We start from the raw sequence: 24,067 nt of genomic DNA, 5'->3' as shown, positions 1-24,067 counted from the left end.
CGTACGCGTTGCGGGGCATTTGCATGCCCACACACAGCGTGGCTCCGGAAGTGCGCGAGTTAGAGGCTGCGAGCAACCTGAACCTTCTCGTAGACTTCGATCTTGTCGCCAGCCTTGACGTCGTTGTAGCTCTTGACGCCGATACCGCATTCCATGCCGGCACGCACTTCGGAAGCGTCATCCTTGAAGCGGCGCAGGGATTCCAGCTCGCCTTCGAAGATAACGATGTCTTCACGCAGTACACGGATTGGACGGTTACGGTACACGGTACCTTCGATAACCATGCAACCGGCGATCGCACCAAATTTCGGCGAGCGGAACACGTCACGTACTTCGGCGATACCCAGGATGTTCTCCCGGACGTCGCTGCCAAGCATGCCGGTGAGGGCTTTCTTGACGTCTTCGATGATGTCGTAGATGACGTTGTAGTAACGCATGTCCAGGCCTTCCTGCTCGACAATCTTGCGAGCGCCAGCATCGGCACGCACGTTGAAGCCAAACAGTACAGCGTTGGAAGCCAGTGCCAGGTTGGCGTCGGATTCGGTGATACCACCGACACCGCCACCCACAACACGCACTTGCACTTCGTCGTTACCCAGGCCATTCAAGGCGCCGTTCAACGCTTCGAGGGAACCACGAACGTCAGATTTGAGGACGATATTAAGCGTCTTCTTCTCTGCCTGGCCCATGTTCTCGAAGATGTTTTCCAGCTTGCCGGCGTGAGCGCGAGCCAGTTTGACTTCGCGGAACTTGCCTTGACGGAACAGAGCCACTTCACGGGCTTTCTTCTCGTCAGACAGCACGCTCATCTCGTCGCCGGCGTCCGGAGTACCGTCCAGGCCGAGGATCTCGACAGGGATGGAAGGACCGGCTTCCTTGATTGGCTTGCCGTTCTCGTCGAGCATGGCACGTACACGGCCATAGTTCGAACCGACCAGTACCATATCGCCTTGACGCAGAGTACCGTCTTGAACCAGTACGGTTGCAACCGGGCCACGACCTTTGTCGAGACGCGACTCAACCACAACACCACGACCTGGGGCCGACGGGGTTGCTTTCAGCTCAAGTACTTCAGCTTGCAGCAGGACAGCTTCGAGCAGTTCGTCCACGCCAGTACCGACTTTCGCCGAAACCGAAACGAACGGCGTATCACCGCCCCACTCTTCAGACGTCACGCCATGAACCGACAGTTCGCTACGGATGCGATCGAGATCGGCGCCCGGCTTGTCGATCTTGTTCACGGCAACAACCAGAGGAACACCAGCGGCTTTAGCGTGCTGGACAGCTTCAATGGTCTGCGGCATCACGCCGTCGTCCGCTGCAACAACCAGGATCACAATGTCAGTCGCCTTGGCACCACGGGCACGCATTGCGGTAAACGCGGCGTGACCAGGGGTGTCGAGGAAGGTGACCATGCCGCGCTCGGTTTCAACGTGGTACGCACCGATGTGCTGGGTGATACCACCGGCTTCGCCAGCAGCTACCTTGGCACGACGGATGTAGTCGAGCAGCGAAGTCTTACCATGGTCAACGTGGCCCATTACGGTCACGACTGGCGCACGGGAGAACGTCTCACCTTCAAACTTCAGGGACTCTGCCAGGGAATCTTCCAGGGCGGTGTCGCTGACCAGGGTCACTTTGTGGCCCAGTTCTTCGGCTACCAGTTGAGCAGTTTCCTGATCAAGCACCTGGTTGATGGTCGCTGGAGTACCCAGTTTGAACATGAACTTGATGATTTCAGCTGCCTTGACCGACATCTGGTTGGCAAGGTCGCCAACAGTGATGGTCTCGCCGATCTGCACATCACGCACGACAGGGCCGGTTGGGCTCTGGAAACCGTGGGCGTTGCGTTTCTTCAGCTTGGCCTTGCCACGACCACCACGACGGAAGCTATCGCTTTCTTCGTCGGTAGTACGTGGGGCAACGCGTGGAGCAGGCGCTTTCTCTTTGACCGAAGCACGATGCGGAGCGTTTTTACGCTCGCCATCGCCACCACCACCGCGACGATTGTTATCGTCGGCACGTGGTTTATCCGGACGACGAGGTTCGTCACGCTTGCGGGCATCAGCTGCAGGCGCTGGTGCTGCGGCAGCCGGAGCAGCCTCACGCACAGCCTCTACAGGAGCGCTAGGCGCGGCGACTGCTTCAGTGGAAGCAGTTTGCGCAGCAGCAGGCTGGCGACGCGCTTCTTCTTCAGCGCGACGCTTGGCTTCTTCTTCAGCCTTCTGACGTGCAGCATTTTCTACTGCGCGACGTTCTTCCAGTTCGCGTTTGCGCTCGGCTTCAATTTCTTCCGGGCTGCGCTGTACGAAGACTTTCTTCTTACGTACTTCAACGCTGATGCTCTTGCTACCCGCAACACGCAGGGTGCTGGTGGTTTTGCGCTGCAATGTAATCTTGCGCGGTTCTTCCACTTTCGCCTTGTGGCTGCTCTTCAAGTGAGTCAGCAAAGACTGCTTCTCACTATCGCTCACACCTTCATCGGCGGCGGTGTGCGGCAGACCTGCCTCACGCATCTGCTGCAACAGGCGCTCTACCGGTGTTTTGACCTCATCGGCCAGTTGTTTCACCGTGACTTGCGTCATGCACTTCTCTCCTCAGGCCGCGCCTAATTACTCGAACCAATGGGCTCGGGCGGCCATGATCAACTTGCCGGCACGATCATCGTCAATGCCGTCGATGTCGAGCAGATCGTCAATAGACTGCTCGGCCAGGTCTTCGCGGGTAATTACGCCGCGCACCGCCAGTTCCATCGCCAAATCCTTGTCCATACCCTCAAGCGAGAGCAGGTCTTCGGCCGGATGGGCGTCTGCCAGCTTTTCCTCAGTAGCGATGGCTTTAGTCAACAAACGATCCTTGGCCCGAGCGCGAAGCTCGTTGACGGTGTCTTCGTCAAAGCCGTCGATGTTGAGCATTTCTTCCAACGGTACGTAGGCAATCTCTTCCAGGCTGGTAAAGCCTTCATCTACCAGCACCTGCGCCAGGTCTTCGTCGACTTCCAACTCGTCGATGAAGTTGCGCAGGATGTCACCGGTTTCAGCTTGCTGCTTAGCCTGGATGTCCGATTCGGTCATCACGTTCAGGGTCCAGCCGGTCAACTGGCTGGCCAGACGCACGTTCTGACCACCACGACCAATGGCCTGAGCCAGATTGTCTGCGCCAACGGCGATGTCCATTGCATGGGCATCTTCGTCAACGATAATTGCCGCCACTTCAGCCGGCGACATGGCATTGATCACGAACTGCGCCGGGTTATCGTCCCATAGGACGATGTCCACACGCTCACCGCCCAATTCGCCCGACACTGCCTGAACGCGCGAACCGCGCATACCGATGCAAGCGCCTTGCGGGTCGATGCGTTTGTCCTTGGAGCGGACCGCGATCTTGGCACGTGAACCCGGGTCGCGGGACGCAGCCATGACTTCGATCAGGCCTTCGGCAATTTCCGGCACCTCGATACGGAACAGCTCAATCAGCATTTCCGGCGCAGTACGCGACAGGATCAACTGAGGGCCACGGTTCTCGGTGCGGATTTCCTTGAGCAGCGCACGCAAACGCACGCCGACACGGAAGGTTTCGCGAGAGATGATGTCTTCGCGGGCCAGCAACGCTTCGGCGTTATTGCCCAGGTCGACGATCACATTGTCGCGGGTAACTTTTTTCACGGTGCCGGAGATGATTTCACCCAGGCGCTCGCGATAGGCGTCAACGACTTGAGCGCGCTCGGCTTCACGAACCTTCTGCACGATGACCTGCTTGGCGGTCTGTGCAGCGATACGGCCGAACTCGATGGATTCGATCTTTTCTTCGACGACATCACCGACCTGGGCGCCTGGGTGCGTTTCAGCAACCTTGCTCGGCCAGGTTTCGATGGCCGGATCATCAAGATCGGCTTCTTCAACGACCGTCCAGCGACGGAAAGTTTCATAGGCACCAGTGTGGCGGTTGATTTCCACACGCAGATCAACTTCGTCTTCAAAACGCTTTTTGGTAGCAGTGGCCAGGGCCAGCTCCAGCGCTTCAAAAATCACGTTTGCCGGTACACCCTTTTCATTGGATACCGACTCAACAACCAGCAGTACTTCTTTGCTCATCGTACGCCTCGCCTTTCGCAAGCCATTGGATCCGCGGGATCCGCGTCTCAGTCAAAACTGGGAATAATGTTGGCCTTGTCGATCATATCGATCGGCAACAGGAACTCATGGTCTTCTACCTGCACCACTACATCCTGTTCTTCTACACCGCGCAGAAGGCCCTGAAAGTTGCGACGCCCTTCGAACGGGGATCGCAGCTTGATCTTCACTTGTTCACCGGCAAATTTTGCAAACTGATCAATAGTGAACAGTGGGCGTTCCATGCCTGGCGAGGAAACTTCGAGGGTGTATTCAACGGAGATAGGATCTTCAACATCCAGAACACCGCTGATCTGACGGCTGACAATGGCACAATCGTCCACCAGCACACCGCCCTCTTTATCGATATAAACGCGCAACATTGAGTGGCGACCTTGAGCCGAAAACTCAATACCCCAGCATTCATAGCCTAGGGCCACGACCACCGGGGCCAACAAGGCCTGCAACTCTTCTAGCTTGCTCGACACCTGAACCCCCTCGTGCATGTATGTGCATGCTGTGCAAAATAAAAAAATGGGCGAAACGCCCATCCTTGAAACGCCGTCGAACAGCGGCGTTGAAAGTGTCCAGCTAACAAAAAGCCCCTTAAAAGGGGCTCCGCTAAAACTGGTTGCGGGGGCCGGATTTGAACCGACGACCTTCGGGTTATGAGCCCGACGAGCTACCAGACTGCTCCACCCCGCGACAAAGCTGGGGCGGAAGTATACGACCGATCCCTTACAGGGTCAATGTAACCTTCCACCTACAAGAAAGCCCGCAACAGCGGGCTCTCCTGATAATTGGTACCGAGAAGGGGACTCGAACCCCTACACCCTATGGGCACAACCACCTCAAGGTTGCGTGTCTACCAATTCCACCACCTCGGCAATACAGCACTTACAACCCTTCTTACTTCTGCTCTTGAGCTGGAGGTACGTCAGTCGCTGGAGTAGCCGACTTTTGCTCTTGAAGCACCGGGACATCATCAGAAGCCGGTTTTGCTTTTGGCACTTCCAACACCGCTGGGTTTGGCAAACCTACTTGAGTCAGCGCATGAGCTTTCTCTTTAGCAAAGTAACCTAACCCTAAGCTGGTTATGAAGAAACCGGCGGCAAGTATAGCAGTAAACTTACTAAGAAAGGTAGAGGTACCTTGGCTTCCGAACACAGTATTTGAAGCACCTGCACCGAAAGACGCACCAGCATCCGCACCTTTACCCTGTTGCAACAAAACCAGGGCAACTACGCCCAAGGCAGCCAACAGATGAAAAACGACTACGACTGTTTCCAGCATTTTTTCAGTTTCCCGCGGCGCGACAAATCGCACCGAACTCATCTGCATTCAGGGAAGCTCCACCAATGAGCCCCCCATCGATATCCGGCATGCCGAACAGTTCGACCGCATTGGCCGCCTTCACGCTGCCGCCGTATAGAAGCCGCACACCTTGTGCGACGTCAGAATTCTCTGCCGCTAACTGAGCGCGGATGGCTGCGTGCACATCCTGCGCCTGTTGCGGTGTAGCAGTCAGCCCGGTACCAATGGCCCAGACCGGCTCGTAAGCAATTACCGCCTTTGCGAACGCACCAACACCCAGCTCCTCGATGATGCTGCCAAGCTGACGCGAGACAACCTCAAGAGTCTTGCCCGATTCACGCTGCTCAAGGGTCTCCCCAATACACAACACCGGAATCAAGCCACAAGCCTGTGCCGCTGCGAACTTGCGATTGAGCGTCCCATCACGCTCGCCCATCATCTGACGGCGCTCGGAGTGCCCGACAAGCACATAGGAACAACCCGCATCAACCAGCTGACTCGGTGCAATCTCACCGGTCAACGCACCTTGCATGGCTTCCACCGCAGAATTCTGCGCGCCGACCTGAATCGACTTACCTTTCAAGCCATCAACCACTTGGGTGATATGCAAGCAAGGCGGGAACACCGCGATATCAGCACCGCTAGGCAAGGCCAAGTGACGAAGGCCATTGATCAGCTCAGCGACACTGGCGCGGGTACCGTGCATCTTCCAGTTACCAGCTACCATAGTGCGACGCATGCTGTACCTCGTCGGTCAAAGTGGGCGCAGATGTTACCCAACCACATCATCACTGGCAAGCCGAATTCAGGCGCAAACTTCAGTTACCAGTTTTGCCAGGTCCTCGGCATGGCCGCGAACCTGTATTTCGTCGTCACCTTCGACCATAACGCGCACCAAAGGCTCTGTGCCAGACTTGCGCAGCAATACCCGTCCACGACCAGCCATTGCCAGGGTCGCGCGTTCGCAAGCCTCTTTGACAGCAGGGTGCTCGATCGGGTTTTCCCCGCCTGCGAAACGCACGTTAAGCAATACTTGCGGGCATTTGCGCAAAGCCTGACGCGCCTGAGCCAGGCTCTCTTCGCGGCGACGTAAAGCCAATAGCACCTGCAACGCCGCAATAATCGCGTCACCGGTGGTAGTGTGCTGGAAGCACACCACGTGCCCGGAGTTCTCACCACCTACCTGCCAGTTACGCTCCAGCAGTTCGGCGATCACATACCGGTCACCGACATTGGCGCGAACAAAAGGAATACCCAGGTCTGCCAACGCCAGCTCAAGCCCAAGGTTGCTCATCAGCGTACCGACGACACCGCCTTGCAGCTTGTTACGTTCATGCAGGTCCCGGGCAATGATGAACAACAGATCATCGCCATCGACCACGGCACCCGTGTGGTCAACCATCAGCACGCGGTCGCCGTCACCGTCGAAGGCAATCCCGAGGTCGGCATGCTCTGCCAGGACAGCTGCTTGCAACTGCTCCATATGGGTGGAGCCGCAGTTTTCGTTGATGTTCAATCCGTTGGGCTGAGCCGAAAGCACTGTCACGTCTGCGCCCAGCTCCTTGAATACGCTTGGCGCGACTTTGTAGGTCGCACCATGGGCGCAGTCGACGACAATCTTCAGGCCGGCAAAATTGGTACTGGTTGGCACACTGCTCTTGCAGAACTCGATATAACGACCGGATGCGTCATTGATGCGCGACACCTTGCCCAGCTTACTGGACTCGACCACGGTCATCGGCGCATCCAACAGCTCTTCGATCATCAGCTCAATCTCATCCGGCAACTTGGTGCCCTGACCGGAGAAGAACTTGATGCCGTTGTCGTCATGTGGATTGTGCGAAGCACTGATCACAATACCGGCCTCAGCGTGAAAGGTACGCGTCAGGTATGCAATAGCGGGCGTCGGCATTGGCCCCAGCAACATCACATCGGCGCCTGCGGCGGATAAGCCGGCCTCAAGCGCTGATTCAAACATGTACCCCGAAATTCGGGTGTCCTTGCCCACCAGGATGCGGCACGCCCCCATGCTGCGGAACGCCATACCCGCCGCCCATCCAAGCTTGAGCATGAAATCAGGAGTAATCGGAAACTCGCCGACCCGACCACGGATACCGTCGGTGCCAAAGTATTTTTTAGTCATAAGTGCTCCATCATTCTTATTCGGCTGATTCCACAGCTGCAATCATGCGCACCACATCCAGGGTCTCAGCAACGTCATGCACACGCAAGATGCGCGCACCCTTGGTCACCGCAAGCGCCGCCAGTGCAAGACCGCCGTACAACCGCTCACCCACCGGGCGATTCAATGCCAGCCCTATCATGCTCTTGCGCGAAACACCGACCAACAGGGGCCGACCAAGGGCATGCAAGGACTCCATGTGTTTGAACAAACTCAAATTGTGTTGCAGGGTCTTGGCGAAACCAAACCCCGGATCAAGGATGATCCTTTCCGGCGCAATACCTACCGCAGCGCATTGGGCAACCCGCTCGGAGAGAAAACCACTCACCTCACCAACCAAGTCATCATAGTGCGGGCTGTCCTGCATATTGCCGGGCTCACCCAGCATATGCATCAAACACACCGGCAAACCGGTAGCTGCAGCTGCATCCAGAGCGCCGTCGCGCCGCAGGGAGCGCACATCATTGATCAAGCCGGCCCCCAATCGCGCAGTCTCACGCATTACGGCCGGGGTAGAGGTATCCACCGAAATGATCACATCCAACTCTCGAGCGATGCGCTCGACAATCGGCGCCACGCGCTCCAACTCCTCCAGAGGGGAAACAACACGAGCACCAGGCCGCGTCGATTCACCGCCTACATCAATCAAGGTCGCACCGGCCGCCACCATGGCTTCTGCGTGACGCAATGCAGCATCAAGCTGGCTGAAGCGGCCACCATCGGAAAAGGAGTCAGGGGTTACATTAAGAATGCCCATAACATGTGTATGGGCCAAATCAAGAACCCGGTTGCCGCAAGGCAACCGGGGGGAGGACGAAGCAAAAGTCATTTCAAACCTTAATGGTCAGCTGCCGGGCCACCGATTGGGGTTTCAGGACGTTCGTTCTGAACCACTGGCGGAGTGCCAGAGGTGCCCGAGCCGCCTTCCCAATCGCGTGGCTCACGAGGCGTTCGACCGGCCATAATATCGTCGATCTGGTCCGCATCGATGGTCTCGTACTTCATCAGCGCATCAGCCATTGCATCCAGCTTGTCGCGATTATCGGTCAGAATCTGCTTGGCCGTACCGTAGCACTGGTCAATGATACTGCGCACTTCAGAGTCGATCAGCTTGGCTGTCTCACCGGAGAAACTGGCGTTTTGACCACCGCCGCCACGCCCCAGGAATACTTCACCTTCTTCCTCGGCGTACATCAAAGGACCGAGTTTTTCCGATAAGCCCCACTTGGTCACCATGTTTCGCGCAATTTGGCTGGCGCGCATGATGTCGTTGGAAGCCCCAGTGGTCACACCGTCGAAGCCCAAGGTCATCTCTTCAGCGATTCGACCACCGTACAGCGAGCAGATCTGGCTGATCAGCGCACGCTTGGAGAGGCTGTAACGATCCTCTTCCGGCAGGAACATGGTGACACCCAACGCACGACCACGAGGAATGATCGACACTTTGTAGACCGGGTCGTGCTCAGGCACGACGCGCCCCACGATGGCGTGACCCGCTTCGTGATACGCAGTGTTCTGCTTCTCTTTTTCGGACATGACCATGGATTTGCGCTCAGCGCCCATCATGATCTTGTCTTTCGCCAGCTCGAACTCTTTCATTTCAACGATGCGCTTGCCGGTACGGGCTGCAAACAGCGAAGCCTCGTTCACCAGGTTAGCCAAATCAGCACCCGAGAACCCCGGGGTACCACGGGCAATCACAGCCGGTGCAACGTCGTCGCCCATCGGCACTTTGCGCATGTGCACTTTCAGGATTTGTTCGCGCCCACGGATGTCCGGCAAGCCAACCACGACCTGACGGTCAAAACGGCCTGGACGCAACAACGCAGGATCGAGCACGTCCGGACGGTTGGTCGCCGCGATGACGATGATGCCGTCATTCATTTCGAAACCATCCATCTCGACCAGCAACTGGTTAAGGGTCTGCTCACGCTCATCATGACCACCGCCCATGCCAGCACCACGATGGCGACCAACGGCGTCGATTTCATCGATGAAGATGATGCATGGCGCATGCTTCTTGGCCTGTTCGAACATATCGCGAACTCGGCTCGCACCGACACCGACGAACATTTCGACGAAGTCAGAACCGGAAATGGTGAAGAACGGTACCTTGGCTTCGCCGGCAATCGCCTTGGCCAGCAAGGTTTTACCGGTACCTGGAGGGCCGACCATCAGCACGCCGCGAGGAATACGGCCACCCAGGCGCTGGAATTTGCCTGGATCGCGCAAGAACTCAACCAACTCGCCGACTTCTTCCTTGGCTTCATCGCAACCCGCTACGTCAGCCAGGGTGGTCTTCACCTGGTCTTCAGAGAGCAGGCGCGCCTTGCTCTTGCCGAAGCTCATCGGTCCGCCCTTGCCTCCCGCACCGCCCTGCATCTGGCGCATGAAGAACATGAACACGGCAATGATCACGAGGATCGGGAAGCTTGCCACCAAGAGTTGAGTCCAAATGCTCTGCTGCTCAGGCTGCTTGCCTTCGACAACCACGTGGTTATCCACCAGGTCACCGATCAGGCCGTTGTCCTGGATTGCCGGACGAATGGTCTTGAAGCTGTCGCCATCGTTGCGTTTGCCGGTGATCACGTAGCCATCAACCGCTACGCGCTCGACCTTGCCATCCTTAACTTGCTGGATGAAGTCGGAATAGTTGAGGGTCTGCGGCTCGTTAGGGCTGGAGAAGTTGTTCATCACCGTCACGAGGACAGCCGCGATGATCAACCACAGGATCAGATTCTTTGCCATATCGTTCAATTAACTACCCTCTGAAGCAAGCTCCGCTACTGGCGCGCGCTTCGCATGATATTCACCGGCCTAACTTACTACATTACCTACAACTCTGGCAGGCGCCGTCTGTAACCCTTTGTGAAACTTTGACTACACAATATTCGTAAAGCTTCGTGACGAAAGCGATATAAAAAAACCTATCGCCCTCCTCGAATTCCTCAAAAACGCTCTTCACTCTCCGCGCCTTCGACACCGCGGAAGCCGCGGCACAGCAGATATTGCTCTCTGGACCTGTCCCGGGAAGAGTCAGGTTTACGCGTCTGCACCTTGTCGAACAACTTGCGGATGTTCTTGTGGTACTCGTCGAAACCCTCTCCCTGGAACACCTTCACCAGGAAATCGCCACCGGGACGCAACACCCGACCCGCCAAATCCAGCGCCAACTCGCAAAGGAACATGGCCCGGGGCATATCAACGGCCGGTAATCCACTCATATTGGGGGCCATGTCGGAAATCACAAGGTCTACCTGCGAATTTCCCACAGCCTCAAGGATCTGGGCGAGCACCGTGTCCTGGGTAAAATCGCCATGAACAAAGGTCACGTCCGGGATGCTGTCCATCTCCAGGATGTCGGAAGCGATCAGGCGACCTTGACCACCAATCAGACGACTGGTCACCTGGGACCAACCACCAGGGGCCGCGCCAAGATCGATAACGCTCATGCCTGGGCGAATCAGCTTGTCCTTGTCCTGGATCTCCAACAGCTTGTAGCTGGCCCGGGAACGATAGCCATCCTTTTGCGCCTTTTTGACGTAAGGATCGTTGAAATGCTCTTGCAGCCACTTAAGGCTAGTTTTGGAACGGGCCACGGGCCACCTCGAAAATAAAACGGGTCGTGATTAACTGGGCGGTCCCGGACTCGCTCGGGTAAACTGGCCGCCGCTTTTTACAAGATCAGACGCAGGGGTCAGATTATGCCGCTCACTCAAGAGCAGAAGAAACAGTACAAATCCATTGGCCACCATCTGAAACCAGTTCTGATTGTGGCTGACAACGGTTTGACTGAAGGTGTGTTAGCCGAACTTGAACGCGCACTGGGCGATCACGAACTGATCAAGATCAAGGTCAACATCCTTGACCGCGAAGCGCGCCTGGCCGCCATTGCAGAACTGTGCAAGGTTGGCAAAGCAGACCTGGTTCAGGTCATCGGCAAGATGGCACTGCTGTATCGCAAGAACTTCAGCGTCAACAAGCAACTGTCGAACGTACACCGCTTCAAGTAACACAAAGGGTCACGGGCGTGCTTCGCGCGCCCCGCCACTCCATCCTGGAGCAGGCTGTATAACCAGCACCAGGCCGGAGAACCCTAGCACAAGATAGCTGAATAGCTGCCAGCGCAACGCTTCCGGCAGCCAGACATGCACAATGCAATACATTGCACATGCATACAGCGCCATCAACAGCAGTTGGCCGCGAATATCCCGCCACAAACTCTCCAAGCCTTCAGCCTTGACCAGCACCAACGCCTGAAGCGCTACGCACGCCGCCGCGAATCCCACCAGCAGCGCACTCAATAATCCATCGATCTCATCGATCAGCAACGGGGCCAGGCCAATCAGGCCCAGCGCCGGCAATACACCAATATGCAATAGCCACACACCACCCACCCAAAGCATCTGGGCAAGCTGCCAAAGCATGGCGCCCGCACGAAGCGGGCGCCGCCTTTCAGACGTGACGAACTTCAACAATCTCGTACTCGATCACACCGCCGGGCGTTTTGACAGACACCACATCACCCTCCTCCTTGGCGATCAAGGCACGGGCCAGTGGTGAGCCGACGGAGATTTTGCCGAGTTTGAAGTCAGCCTCGTCCTCTCCCACGATGTGGTAGACCACGCTCTCGTCAGTCTCAACGTTGGCGATCTCCACGGTGGTACCGAAAATCACCTTGCCAGTGTGCGGAATAGTCGTGACGTCGATGATCACCGCATTCTGCATACGGCCTTCGATATCACGGATCCGCGCCTCGACCATACCCTGCTGCTCACGAGCAGCGTGGTATTCGGCGTTTTCCTTCAAGTCACCCAGCTCGCGGGCCGTACCGATGTCCTGGCTCAGCTTTGGACGTACGACCTTGGTCAGATGGGCGTGCTCCTCTTCCAGGGCCTTGGCGCCTTGGACGGTCATTGGGTATTTGATCATGCCTTCAATCCTGCGTGTAGATCCTGCAAGCGACGCACGGTCTTTTCCGGACCGAACTTGAGCGCTTCGCAGATAGCTTCGCCAGCAGCAATAGTGGTGGTGCAGTAGATCTTGTGCTGCAAGGCATTACGGCGAATGGAGTAGGAATCCGCGATCGACTGGCGACCTTCGGTGGTGTTGATAATCAGCGTGACTTCGTCATTCTTGATCATGTCGACCACATGCGGACGGCCTTCCGTCACCTTGTTCACGCGGCGCACTTTCAAGCCGGCCGCTTCGATCAGCTTGGCGGTCCCGGCAGTTGCCACGATTTCAAAGCCCAAGTTGATCAGATCACGGGCCACGCCTGCAACCAGCGGCTTATCATCATCACGCACGCTGATAAACGCAGTACCGCCGGTCGGCAGCACTTCGCTGGCGCCCATCTGGGCCTTGGCGAAGGCTTCACCGAAGGTATCGCCCACGCCCATCACTTCACCGGTGGACTTCATCTCTGGGCCCAGGATCGGGTCCACACCAGGGAATTTGGCAAATGGGAACACTGCCTCTTTCACACTGTAGAAGTTCGGAATGATTTCCTTGGTGAAGCCAATTTCCTTCAGAGTCTTACCCGCCATCACACGCGCAGCGATCATGGCCAGGGACACGCCGATGCACTTGGAAACGAACGGCACGGTACGCGAAGCACGTGGGTTGACTTCAATGACGTAGATGTCTTCGCCTTGCAGCGCCAACTGCACGTTCATCAGGCCGACAACACCCAACTCCAAGGCCATTTTCTTGACCTGTTCGCGCATCTCGTCCTGGATATGTGCAGGCAACGAGTAAGGCGGCAGCGAGCATGCGGAGTCACCGGAGTGAACGCCCGCCTGTTCGATGTGCTGCATGATCGCGCCGATGACCACGTCGGTACCGTCGCAAACCGCATCCACATCCATTTCGATGGCGCAGTTGAGGAAGTGGTCCAGCAGCACCGGGCTGTCGTTGGACACTTTTACTGCATCACGCAGGTAACGCTTGAGCTCTTCTTCTTCGTAGACGATTTCCATCGCCCGGCCGCCCAGCACGTAGGACGGACGCACCACCAGCGGGTAGCCGATCTTGCTGGCGGCGCGGATGGCTTCGTCTTCGCTGCGCACGGTAGCGTTTGGCGGCTGACGCAGGTTCAGGCGTTCAACCATTTGCTGGAAACGCTCACGGTCTTCGGCACGGTCGATGGCGTCAGGGCTGGTGCCGATAATTGGTACGCCAGCGGCTTCCAGGGCACGCGCCAGTTTCAGCGGGGTTTGGCCGCCATACTGGACGATCACGCCTTTTGGCTTCTCGACGCGGCAGATTTCCAGCACGTCTTCCAGCGTTACCGGCTCGAAGTACAGACGGTCGGAAGTGTCGTAGTCAGTGGAAACAGTTTCCGGGTTGCAGTTGACCATGATGGTCTCGTACCCGTCTTCGCGAAGCGCAAGGGCGGCGTGTACGCAGCAATAGTCGAATTCGATGCCCTGGCCGATACGGTTCGGACCACCGCCCAGGATGATAATCTTGTCGCGGCCCGACGGCGCAGCTTCGCACTCTTCCTCGTAGGTGGAGTACAGGTACGCAGTGTCGGTGGCGAACTCGGCAGCACAGGTGTCAACGCGCTTGTAGACCGGGAAAATATCCAGTTTGTGACGATGCGTGCGCAGGTTCTTCTCGGTCACACCCAGCAGCTTGGCCAGACGCTGGTCGGAGAAGCCTTTACGCTTGAGGCGGAACATCAGGTCGCGGTCGATAGACGACAGACCGAGGGTCTTGACCTTCTCTTCTTCCTTGATCAGATCTTCGATCTGCACCAGGAACCACGGATCGATCATGTTCATGCCGAAGATGTCTTCGACGGTCATGCCGGCACGGAAAGCATCGGCCACGTACCAGATGCGCTCGGCGCCCGGCACGGTCAGCTCTCGCTTGAGGATGCTCATGCTTTCCGGATTGCTCAGGTCAAGCTTCTCGTCCAGGCCGCAAACCCCCACTTCCAGGCCACGCAGGGCTTTCTGCAGGGACTCCTGGAAAGTCCGGCCAATGGCCATGACCTCACCCACGGACTTCATCTGAGTGGTCAGACGCGCGTCGGCTTTCGGGAATTTCTCGAAAGCAAAACGCGGCAGCTTGGTGACAACGTAGTCGATAGACGGCTCGAAAGACGCCGGCGTCGCGCCGCCCGTGATTTCGTTTTGCAGTTCGTCCAAGGTGTAGCCGATAGCCAGCTTGGCAGCGATACGCGCAATCGGGAAGCCGGTAGCTTTCGATGCCAGCGCCGAAGAACGCGATACACGCGGGTTCATCTCGATCACGACCATGCGGCCTGTGTCCGGGCAGATGCCGAACTGAACGTTGGAACCACCGGTTTCAACGCCGATCTCACGCAATACCGCCAACGAGGCGTTACGCATGATCTGGTATTCCTTGTCCGTCAGGGTCTGCGCCGGAGCAACGGTGATCGAGTCGCCGGTGTGCACGCCCATCGGGTCGAAGTTTTCGATGGAGCAGACGATGATGCAGTTGTCCTTTTTGTCGCGGACAACCTCCATCTCATACTCTTTCCAGCCGATCAGGGATTCGTCGATCAGCAGCTCTTTGGTCGGCGACAGATCCAGGCCACGCGCGCAGATTTCTTCGAACTCTTCACGGTTGTAAGCAATGCCACCACCGGTGCCGCCCATGGTGAAGGACGGACGGATAATGCACGGGAAGCCCAGCTTTTCGAGAACTGCGTTGGCCTCCTCCATACTGTGGGCGATACCCGAGCGCGGGCAGTCAAGGCCGATGGACTTCATCGCCTTGTCGAAGCGCGAACGGTCTTCAGCCTTGTCGATGGTGTCAGCGTTGGCGCCGATCATCTCTACACCGAACTTTTCCAGGACGCCTTCGCGCTCCAGGTCCAAGGCGCAGTTCAGCGCAGTCTGGCCGCCCATGGTCGGCAGCAGTGCGTCTGGACGCTCTTTCTCGATGATCTTGGCAACAGTCTGCCACTTGATCGGCTCGATGTAGGTGGCGTCGGCCATGTCCGGATCGGTCATGATGGTAGCCGGGTTGGAGTTCACCAGGATGACGCGGTAACCCTCTTCGCGCAGGGCTTTACAGGCCTGGGCGCCGGAGTAGTCGAATTCGCAGGCCTGGCCGATCACGATCGGGCCAGCGCCGAGAATCAGGATGCTTTTTATGTCTGTACGTTTTGGCATGGGTTTGTCACTCAAATCCGCAGGTCAGTCGGCAAGCCGTCTTGAACAATCTTCGAAGAGCCTGCGGGGGCCGCCAAGGTAGGGGCCGCCCGCAGGCAGCTCAGTCAGCGTCGCTTGGCCATCTCATTGATGAAACGGTCGAACAGCGGCGCTACGTCGTTCGGGCCCGGGCTTGCTTCAGGATGGCCCTGGAAGCTGAACGCGCTCTTGTCAGTGCGCTCGATGCCCTGCAGGGAACCGTCGAACAACGACTTGTGAATCGCGCGGACATTGCTCGGCAAGGTCGCTTCATCCACCGCAAAACCGTGGTTCTGGCTGGTGATCATCACAACGCCAGTGTCCAGGTCTTGCACAGGGTGGTTGGCGCCGTGATGGCCATGACCCATTTTCAGGGTCTTGGCGCCGGAGGCCAGCGCCAGCAACTGGTGACCAAGGCAAATACCGAACACCGGAATCTCGGTCTCCAGCACTTCCTTGATGGCCTGGATGGCGTAGTCGCAAGGCTCCGGGTCACCCGGGCCGTTGGAAAGGAATACACCGTCCGGTTGCAGGGCAAGCACGTCGCTGGCTGGGGTTTGCGCCGGCACCACGGTCACGCGGCACCCACGCTCGACCAGCATACGCAGGATGTTGTACTTGACGCCGTAGTCGTATGCGACCACGTGATACGGCAGGTCAGCCACTTCGATAGTTTCGTGGCTGTCGGTCTTCAAGTCCCAGACGGTGGAGCGCCACTCGTACTGTTCCTTGGTGCTGACGACTTTCGCCAGGTCCATGCCTTTCAGGCCAGGGAAGCCTTGCGCTGCTGCAATCGCTGCTGCTTCGGAAATATTGTCACCGACCATGATGCAGCCGTTCTGCGAGCCCTTTTCACGCAGGATGCGAGTCAGGCGGCGCGTATCGATACCGGCGATCGCCACAACGTTGTTGGCTTTCAGGTAATCGGACAGCGACATCGTGTTACGCCAGTTGCTCGCAACCAGTGGTAGATCACGAATGACCAGACCCGCCGACCAGACACGATCAGACTCAACGTCTTCCGGCGTAGTACCGGTGTTGCCGATATGCGGATAGGTCAGGGTAACGATCTGTTGGGCGTAGGAAGGATCGGTAAGGATTTCCTGATAGCCTGTCATGGCGGTGTTAAACACCACCTCTCCAACGGTTTGACCGTCGGCTCCAATGGCTTCGCCGCGAAAAATGCTGCCATCAGCAAGGGCGAGTATGGCTGGCTTAGTCAAGAAGACCTCCCGTAAATAAAGCCTGAAAGGGCGATCGCAGGTTGTAAAAAAGCGGAGTGACGTATGGACACGTCACCCCGCTTCTTCACTGAATTATTCTGCGCGCTTTTAGTGGACACACTAAAGCTGTAGCTTACAGAAAAAGGCTTTTTTGGTCCACCGCTAATGAGCCTTAAAGGCAGGAGAATGCGACAGGACGTCGCTTAGCGGGTAAAAACGGGGCCTTAGGATAATCCTGGGGCCCCGTTTTAGCTACTGATTAGTGCAGATCCAACACATCGCGCATGTCGTACAGACCGGGCTCGCGACCTTCCAACCAAAGCGCAGCGCGCACCGCGCCCTTGGCGAATGTCATGCGACTGGAAGCCTTGTGAGTGATTTCCAGGCGCTCACCCTCGGTAGCAAACAATACCGTGTGGTCGCCTACAACATCACCACCGCGGACGGTCGCAAAACCAATGGTTTCACGCGCACGCGCTCCGGTATGCCCTTCGCGACCGTAAACCGCCACCTTGGACAGGTCCCGCCCCAGCGCATCGGCAATAGCCTCCCCCATGCGCAGCGCAGTACCCGACGGCGCATCGATCTTGTGACGGTGATGCGTCTCGATAATCTCGATATCCGCCTCATCCCCCAACACCCGCGCCGCCATGTCCAGCAACTTGAGCGACAGGTTCACGCCGACACTGAAGTTGGCGGCGAAGACGACGGGGATATCCTTACCCGCCTCATCCAACAACTGCTTCTGCTGAGCAGTCAAACCCGTGGTACCGATCACCATCGCCTTACCCGCCTTGCGGCAGAACGCGAGGTTTTTCAGCATCACCTCCGGCAGGGTGAAGTCGATCAGCACATCGAATTCGTCAGCCACCTGCTCCAGGCTACCTGACAATGAGACACCGATACGCCCCAGCGAAGCCAACTCACCCGCATCCGCACCGATCAACGTGCTACCGGGACGAACAATCGCCGCGGTCAGCCCAGAGGCCGGGGAGCGCTGCTGCACCGCCTCGACCAACGTCTTGCCCATGCGCCCGGCAGCGCCCATTACGGCTATACGTCGCATACTCACTTCCTTACAGGTCGCCGAAGAAGCGCTTCACGCCTTCGAAAAAGCCAGTGGTTTTCGGCGAATGCGTGTCATCGCCCTCCAGCGAACTGCGGAATTCCTCAAGCAACTCACGCTGACGGCGACCCAGATTGACTGGAGTCTCCACGGCCACACGACACATCAAGTCGCCAGCACCGCCACCGCGCACCGGAGCTACGCCCTTGCCACGGATACGGAACTGCTTACCGGTCTGCGTACCTTCAGGAATCTTGAGCTTGACCCGACCGTCCAGGGTCGGAATCTCCAATTCGCCACCCAGGGCTGCATCGACAAAACTGATCGGCACTTCACAGAACAGGTGCTTGCCGTCGCGCTGGAAGATCGAGTGTTCGCGCACATTGATCACCACGTAAAGGTCGCCCGTCGGACCACCCTGAGCACCGGCCTCACCCTCACCCGACAGACGAATACGGTCTCCGGTGTCCACGCCCGCCGGCACCTTCACCGCCAGGGTCTTGTACTCTTCGACGCGGCCTTCGCCGTGGCAAGAGTCGCACGGATCGGAAATGATCTTGCCCTGCCCATGGCAACGCGGGCAGGTCTGCTGCACAGAGAAGAAACCCTGCTGCATACGGACCTGGCCGATACCGCCGCATGTCGGGCAGGTAATCGGCGAGGAACCTTTCTTGGCACCCGAACCATCACACGGCTTACAGTTAACCAGCGTCGGCACGCGAATATTGACGCTGGTGCCGCGTACAGCTTCTTCCAGGTTCAGCTCCAGGGTGTAACGCAAGTCGCTGCCACGCTGGGCACCACCGCGCTGACCACCCCGGCCACCACCAAAGAAGTCACTGAATACATCACCGAAAATATCGGAGAAGTTCTGACCGCCAAAACCGGCACCGCCGCCACCCATGCTAGGGTCGACACCGGCGTGGCCATACTGATCGTAGGCCGCACGCTTGTTGGGATCAGACAGGCATTCGTAGGCCTCATTGGCCTCTTTGAACATGTCCTCGGATTCTTTGCTATCCGGATTACGGTCCGGGTGGTGCTTCATTGCCAGGCGACGGTAAGCCTTTTTCAGATCCGCCTCGCTGGAGCCGCGCTCCACACCCAACACTTCGTAATAGTCACGCTTTGCCATAAGTCTTTGCACTCTTAAGGACGTTCAGCCAGACCCTCCTGAGCCTGGCTAAACTCGTTGAGCCCCAATACAGGCCCGGACCCAACTCACGTCAATTCAACGATCCTGGTCATTACTACTTTTTAGCCAGGGATCCGGCCAAAAACGCGGTATTTATTGCTCGGAAAGCAGGAGCATCCCCGATCACACCGCCAACATCCGAACGCTGTCGCATGCTGTAAAAATTCGCATACCCCAGACACGCCAACGCGGGAGCAAGCTCCCGCGCGGCGACATCCTACCAGTCACCGCTTGATAGCGGTCAACCGGGCGACCAACTTACTTCTTGTCTGTAACTTCTTCGAACTCGGCATCGACAACATCGTCTTTAGCTTCAGGCTCTGCTTTCTGCGCAGCGCCATCGGCAGGCTGAGCCTGTTCGGCATACATTTTCTGAGCCACTGGCGCGGAAACTTTCGACAATTCTTCAACCTTGGCTTCAATATCAGCCTTGTCGTCGCCTTTAACAGCGGCTTCCAGGGCAACCACAGCAGCTTCGATGGCAGCCTTCTCTTCAGCGGTCACTTTCTCGCCAGCATCAGCGATCATTTTGCGCGTCGAGTGAACCAGTGCGTCACCCTGGTTACGGGCACCTGCCAACTCTTCGAACTTCTTGTCAGCTTCAGCATTGGTTTCAGCATCACGGATCATCTGTTGAATTTCTTCATCAGAAAGACCGGAGTTGGCCTTGATGGTGATCTTCTGCTCTTTGCCGGTAGCCTTGTCTTTCGCGCCTACGTGCAGAATGCCGTTGGCGTCGATGTCGAAGGTCACTTCGATTTGTGGCACGCCACGTGGTGCTGGTGGAATCTCAGCCAGGTCGAACTTGCCCAGGGACTTGTTCTGAGCAGCCTGCTTACGCTCACCTTGCAGCACGTGAATGGTCACAGCGCCCTGATTGTCATCAGCAGTCGAGAACACCTGGGATTTCTTGGTAGGAATCGTGGTGTTTTTCTCGATCAGCGCAGTCATCACGCCACCCATGGTTTCGATACCCAGGGTCAGCGGGCTTACGTCCAGCAGCAACACGTCTTTCACGTCACCGGCCAATACCGCGCCCTGGATGGCAGCACCCATGGCAACAGCTTCGTCCGGGTTCACGTCTTTACGTGCTTCTTTGCCGAAGAACTCGGTAACCAACTTCTGAACCAGCGGCATACGGGTCTGACCGCCCACCAGGATCACGTCGTTGATCGCACCAACGTCGATACCGGAGTCTTTCAGCGCAATACGGCATGGCTCAATAGTGCGTTGAACCAGATCTTCAACCAGCGCTTCCAACTTGGCGCGAGAGATCTTCACGTTCAAGTGCTTAGGACCGGTAGCGTCTGCAGTGATGTACGGCAGGTTAACGTCGGTCGACTGAGCGGAAGACAGCTCGATCTTGGCTTTTTCAGCAGCTTCTTTCAGGCGCTGCATCGCCAGCGGGTCACCCTTGAGGTTCATGCCGCTTTCTTTCTTGAATTCGTCAACGAGGTAGTCGATCAGACGAATGTCAAAGTCCTCGCCACCCAGGAAGGTGTCGCCGTTGGTGGCCAACACTTCGAACTGATGCTCGCCGTCCACTTCGGCGATCTCGATCACGGAAACGTCGAACGTACCGCCACCCAGGTCATAAACGATCACGGTGTGATCGCCTTTAGCCTTGTCCATACCGTAAGCCAGAGCAGCTGCAGTCGGTTCGTTGATGATACGTTTTACGTCCAGGCCCGCGATGCGGCCGGCGTCTTTGGTCGCCTGGCGCTGGCTGTCGTTGAAGTAGGCCGGAACGGTGATCACCGCCTCAGTCACTGTCTCACCCAGGTAATCTTCGGCAGTCTTCTTCATCTTCTTCAAGATTTCAGCCGAGATTTGCGGTGGCGACATTTTCTGGCCATTTACTTCAACCCAGGCGTCACCGTTGTCAGCCTTGGCGATCTTGTAAGGGACCATCTTGATGTCTTTCTGTACGACTTCTTCGTCGAACTTGCGGCCGATCAGGCGCTTCACCGCGTACAGAGTGTTATGTGGGTTGGTCACAGCCTGGCGCTTGGCCGACTGACCAACGAGGATTTCACCATCGTTGGCGTAAGCGATGATCGACGGCGTAGTACGCGCGCCCTCGGCGTTTTCGATTACTTTTGCAACGCCGTTTTCCAGAACGGAGACGCAGGAGTTGGTGGTCCCCAGGTCAATACCGATAATTTTGCCCATGATTTACTCTCCCGAAACTTGAATTTGGTTGCCGCAGCAGTGGTGGCTAACTGCGGTAGCACTTAAACGCTTGACTTATAAATGGGGGCCTTGCGGCGGATTTCAAGCCTGCTCATCAATAGAAGGTGCAACGGGTGCAGGAGCCTTGCTCACTACCACCATTGCCGGGCGCAACAGGCGGCCGTTGAGCTGATAGCCCTTCTGGAACACTTTCAACACACTGTTGGGTTCGAGGTCGTGGCTTTCTTGCATGGCCATGGCCTGGTGATGCTCAGCGCTGAACGGTTCGCCGCCTTGCGGATCAATGGCTTCGAGCTGATAACGCTTCAGGGTGTCCTGAAACATTTTCAGGGTCAGTTCGATCCCTTCGCGCATCGGGCGGATGTTTTCGTCATCCGGGTTGGACAACTCAAGGCCACGCTCCAAACTGTCAATAATTGGCAGCAGGTCGCCCGCGAACTTTTCCAGCCCGAACTTGTGAGCTTTTTCTACGTCCTGCTCGGCACGGCGGCGGACGTTCTGCAGATCGGCGGCAACACGCAAAGACTGATCCTGCGCAGCGGCCAACTGCTCTTCGAGCACTTGCACACGAGTTGCCAGTTCATCACCGACAGCCGAATTGGCGTCTGGAGTTTGCGTATCCTGCGTCTGTTCGTCAGCCATAGATTTCTCCTTTCAAAATCATGCGCGAACTCAACTCGCGCTTCTGTTCCGGTATATGGGGCCACAATTTCCAGGTTCAAGGGCGCAGGCGCTACCAAAAGCCTTTGGCGTGCCCCAGATCAACTTCTGGCCCGAACATTCTCCTTTGCACTAAAAAACCTGAGTAACCGAGCAAATTGAGCTAAGCATCAGGATTGTCAGCCCAGAACAAAACACTGTATAAATAACCAGACCTAAAGCCTGGGAGCGGCCGTCATGCTCGTGCACCTGTCTGTACACAACTACGCCATCGTTGAACATCTGGATCTCGAACTGGATCGCGGGATGAGCGTAATCACAGGCGAAACCGGCGCCGGCAAGTCGATCATGCTCGACGCCCTGGGCCTGACCCTGGGCGACCGTGCCGACAGTGGCGTGGTGCGCCCCGGCGCAGACAAGGCCGACATTCTGGCCACCTTCGACCTCGCAGACATCCCCGAAGCCGAGGCCTGGCTAGCCGAGCGCGACCTTAATAATGACGGCCCGTGCATCCTGCGCCGAGTCATCACCGCCGAAGGGCGCTCACGCGGCTATATCAATGGAACGCCCTGCCCCCTTGGCGACCTGAAAGCCCTGGGTGAGTTGCTGATTGATATCCATAGCCAGCATGAACACCAGTCCCTGCTCAAAACCGACACCCATCGCCGCCTGCTCGACGAATACGCTGGCGCCACTGACCTTGCCCGGCAGGTACAACTGGCTGCCCAGCGCTGGCGCCAGACCCGGCAGGAGCTGGAGCGACTGTCCAATTCCGGCGACGAGCAACGCGCCCGCCACCAATTGCTCAGCTATCAGCTTGAAGAGCTGGAAAGCCTGGGTCTTGGCGAAACCGAGCTGGAACAACTGGAACAGGAACACAAGAACCTCACCAACGCCGAAACCCTACTGGGTATCTGCCGCCAGGTGGTGGAGCAATGCAGCGAGAGCGATTCCGGCAATGTGCTCAATGCGCTCACGGCCAGCCTCAACCGACTATCCAGTGTTAACAGCGCCTCAGGCCCACTGAGTGAAGCCACCACCCTACTGACCAGTGCGCAAATCCAGGTAGAGGAAGCCGTAGGCGAACTCAATCGCTTTCTTGATCATTTCGACGCCGACCCGGCGCGCCTTCAGGAGATAGAAGAGCGCCTGGACACCATCTATACCCTGGCGCGCAAACATCGAATCCAGCCCACCGAAGTGGCAACCATGCAGCAAAAACTGCTGGATGAAATCGAGACCCTGAACGCAAATGACGAATCCATTGAGCGACTGGGCGAAGAGTTCAGCTCTTTTGCCCGCCACTATCAGGAGAAGGCCCGCGAACTGAGCGATCTGCGCCAACAGGCCGCCACCAGCCTGGCTGGCGCCGTCGAGCAGGAAATTCAGCGCCTGGGCATGCCGGGCGGGCGCTTTAGCATCGAGTTGCGCACCAACGCCAGCAATGAGCTGCAACCCTACGGCCTGGAGCAGGTAGAGCTACTGGTCAGCGCCAACCCTGGGCAACCGCTCAAGGCTCTGGCAAAAGTGGCGTCTGGTGGTGAGCTATCGCGAATCAGCCTGGCGATCCAAGTGATTACCGCGCAAACCTCACGGGTACCGACACTGGTGTTCGATGAAGTAGACGTAGGTATCGGTGGCCCCACTGCGGAAATTGTTGGTCAGTTACTGCGCCGCCTGGGGGATCGCGGCCAGGTGCTGACCGTCACTCACTTGCCACAAGTGGCGGCTCAAGGGCATCAACACTTGTTTGTGCACAAGGTGAGAAACAGCGATGCGACACACACTGCGGTATCCAAACTGAACAAGTCGGAGCGCGTAGAAGAAGTGGCACGGATGCTCGGAGGGATCGACTTGACCAAAGAGTCTTTGGCACACGCGAAGAAAATGGTCGTAGCCGCTAAGGCTTGAGCCGAACTTTTCCCTATTATAGAAAGCACGAAGGCGACCCTAG

Annotated in this window: 19 protein-coding genes and 2 tRNA genes; 2 read left to right on the top strand and 19 right to left on the bottom strand. The window is 57.2% G+C overall.

Annotated features, from left to right (window positions below; genetic code table 11):
• Positions 1-59 precede the first annotated feature (59 nt).
• The 11 genes from infB to rlmE form a co-directional block, all read right to left on the bottom strand.
• Positions 60-2,585 (bottom strand): translation initiation factor IF-2, encoded by a 2,526-nt coding sequence (gene infB, locus M2397_RS26465; protein ID WP_145336555.1) that lies wholly within the window; start codon positions 2,583-2,585, stop codon positions 60-62.
• A 27-nt stretch (positions 2,586-2,612) separates the two neighbouring features.
• A complete protein-coding gene (gene nusA / locus M2397_RS26460; protein ID WP_003212187.1) occupies positions 2,613-4,094 on the bottom strand; it encodes a transcription termination factor NusA in 1,482 nt (493 codons plus the stop codon).
• Positions 4,095-4,141: 47 nt separating this feature from the next.
• A complete protein-coding gene (rimP, locus tag M2397_RS26455) occupies positions 4,142-4,600 on the bottom strand; it encodes a ribosome maturation factor RimP (protein ID WP_003235029.1) in 459 nt (152 codons plus the stop codon).
• 140 nt (positions 4,601-4,740) lie between these two features.
• Positions 4,741-4,817 (bottom strand) — tRNA-Met (locus M2397_RS26450).
• Between the two features lie 96 nt (positions 4,818-4,913).
• Positions 4,914-4,999: transfer RNA gene (locus M2397_RS26445), tRNA-Leu, on the bottom strand.
• A 22-nt stretch (positions 5,000-5,021) separates the two neighbouring features.
• On the bottom strand, positions 5,022-5,405 hold the full coding sequence (secG, locus tag M2397_RS26440; protein ID WP_145336813.1) for a preprotein translocase subunit SecG: 384 nt from the start codon (positions 5,403-5,405) through the stop codon (positions 5,022-5,024).
• A gap of 4 nt (positions 5,406-5,409) precedes the next feature.
• Entirely contained in the window at positions 5,410-6,165 is a 756-nt protein-coding gene (gene tpiA / locus M2397_RS26435) for a triose-phosphate isomerase (RefSeq protein ID WP_145336557.1), read from the bottom strand.
• Positions 6,166-6,231: 66 nt separating this feature from the next.
• Complete coding sequence (gene glmM, locus M2397_RS26430) at positions 6,232-7,569, bottom strand: phosphoglucosamine mutase (protein WP_053137798.1); 1,338 nt, start codon at positions 7,567-7,569, stop codon at positions 6,232-6,234.
• A gap of 16 nt (positions 7,570-7,585) precedes the next feature.
• A complete protein-coding gene (folP, locus tag M2397_RS26425) occupies positions 7,586-8,437 on the bottom strand; it encodes a dihydropteroate synthase (protein ID WP_131699403.1) in 852 nt (283 codons plus the stop codon).
• A gap of 8 nt (positions 8,438-8,445) precedes the next feature.
• On the bottom strand, positions 8,446-10,356 hold the full coding sequence (gene ftsH / locus M2397_RS26420; protein ID WP_010562674.1) for an ATP-dependent zinc metalloprotease FtsH: 1,911 nt from the start codon (positions 10,354-10,356) through the stop codon (positions 8,446-8,448).
• Positions 10,357-10,556: 200 nt separating this feature from the next.
• On the bottom strand, positions 10,557-11,207 hold the full coding sequence (gene rlmE / locus M2397_RS26415) for a 23S rRNA (uridine(2552)-2'-O)-methyltransferase RlmE (protein WP_105523285.1): 651 nt from the start codon (positions 11,205-11,207) through the stop codon (positions 10,557-10,559).
• A gap of 105 nt (positions 11,208-11,312) precedes the next feature.
• Between rlmE and M2397_RS26410 the strand changes: the two genes are divergently transcribed.
• A complete protein-coding gene (locus M2397_RS26410) occupies positions 11,313-11,621 on the top strand; it encodes a YhbY family RNA-binding protein (protein WP_017139256.1) in 309 nt (102 codons plus the stop codon).
• Positions 11,622-11,630: 9 nt separating this feature from the next.
• Here M2397_RS26410 and M2397_RS26405 read toward each other — a convergent pair whose 3' ends face one another.
• From M2397_RS26405 to grpE, 8 genes are all read right to left on the bottom strand, one after another.
• Entirely contained in the window at positions 11,631-12,035 is a 405-nt protein-coding gene (locus M2397_RS26405) for an MFS transporter (protein WP_131699401.1), read from the bottom strand.
• Between the two features lie 28 nt (positions 12,036-12,063).
• Entirely contained in the window at positions 12,064-12,540 is a 477-nt protein-coding gene (gene greA / locus M2397_RS26400; RefSeq protein WP_090399746.1) for a transcription elongation factor GreA, read from the bottom strand.
• A complete protein-coding gene (gene carB / locus M2397_RS26395; protein ID WP_259244747.1) occupies positions 12,537-15,758 on the bottom strand; it encodes a carbamoyl-phosphate synthase large subunit in 3,222 nt (1,073 codons plus the stop codon). Before carB ends, greA begins: the two co-directional genes overlap by 4 nt.
• A 104-nt stretch (positions 15,759-15,862) precedes the next feature.
• On the bottom strand, positions 15,863-16,999 hold the full coding sequence (gene carA / locus M2397_RS26390; protein ID WP_131699399.1) for a glutamine-hydrolyzing carbamoyl-phosphate synthase small subunit: 1,137 nt from the start codon (positions 16,997-16,999) through the stop codon (positions 15,863-15,865).
• 259 nt (positions 17,000-17,258) lie between these two features.
• Positions 17,259-18,065 carry a 4-hydroxy-tetrahydrodipicolinate reductase gene (dapB, locus tag M2397_RS26385; RefSeq protein ID WP_259244746.1) on the bottom strand — a complete coding sequence of 269 codons (807 nt, stop codon included), beginning with the start codon at positions 18,063-18,065 and terminating at the stop codon, positions 17,259-17,261.
• A gap of 10 nt (positions 18,066-18,075) precedes the next feature.
• Positions 18,076-19,200, bottom strand: coding sequence for a molecular chaperone DnaJ (dnaJ, locus tag M2397_RS26380; protein ID WP_145336563.1), 1,125 nt, complete (start codon positions 19,198-19,200; stop codon positions 18,076-18,078).
• 318 nt (positions 19,201-19,518) lie between these two features.
• Positions 19,519-21,432, bottom strand: coding sequence for a molecular chaperone DnaK (gene dnaK / locus M2397_RS26375; protein ID WP_131699396.1), 1,914 nt, complete (start codon positions 21,430-21,432; stop codon positions 19,519-19,521).
• A gap of 102 nt (positions 21,433-21,534) precedes the next feature.
• Entirely contained in the window at positions 21,535-22,095 is a 561-nt protein-coding gene (grpE, locus tag M2397_RS26370) for a nucleotide exchange factor GrpE (RefSeq protein WP_053137824.1), read from the bottom strand.
• A 255-nt stretch (positions 22,096-22,350) separates the two neighbouring features.
• Here grpE and recN point away from each other — a divergent pair, with 255 nt between their 5' ends.
• A complete protein-coding gene (gene recN / locus M2397_RS26365) occupies positions 22,351-24,024 on the top strand; it encodes a DNA repair protein RecN (RefSeq protein ID WP_259244744.1) in 1,674 nt (557 codons plus the stop codon).
• Positions 24,025-24,067 lie beyond the last annotated feature (43 nt).

Origin of the sequence: Pseudomonas sp. BIGb0381, assembly GCF_024809815.1 — a bacterium.
Classification (GTDB): Bacteria; Pseudomonadota; Gammaproteobacteria; order Pseudomonadales; family Pseudomonadaceae; genus Aquipseudomonas.
The sequence above is the reverse complement of the archived record's forward strand: the minus strand, read 5'-3'. Positions and strand labels throughout refer to the sequence as shown.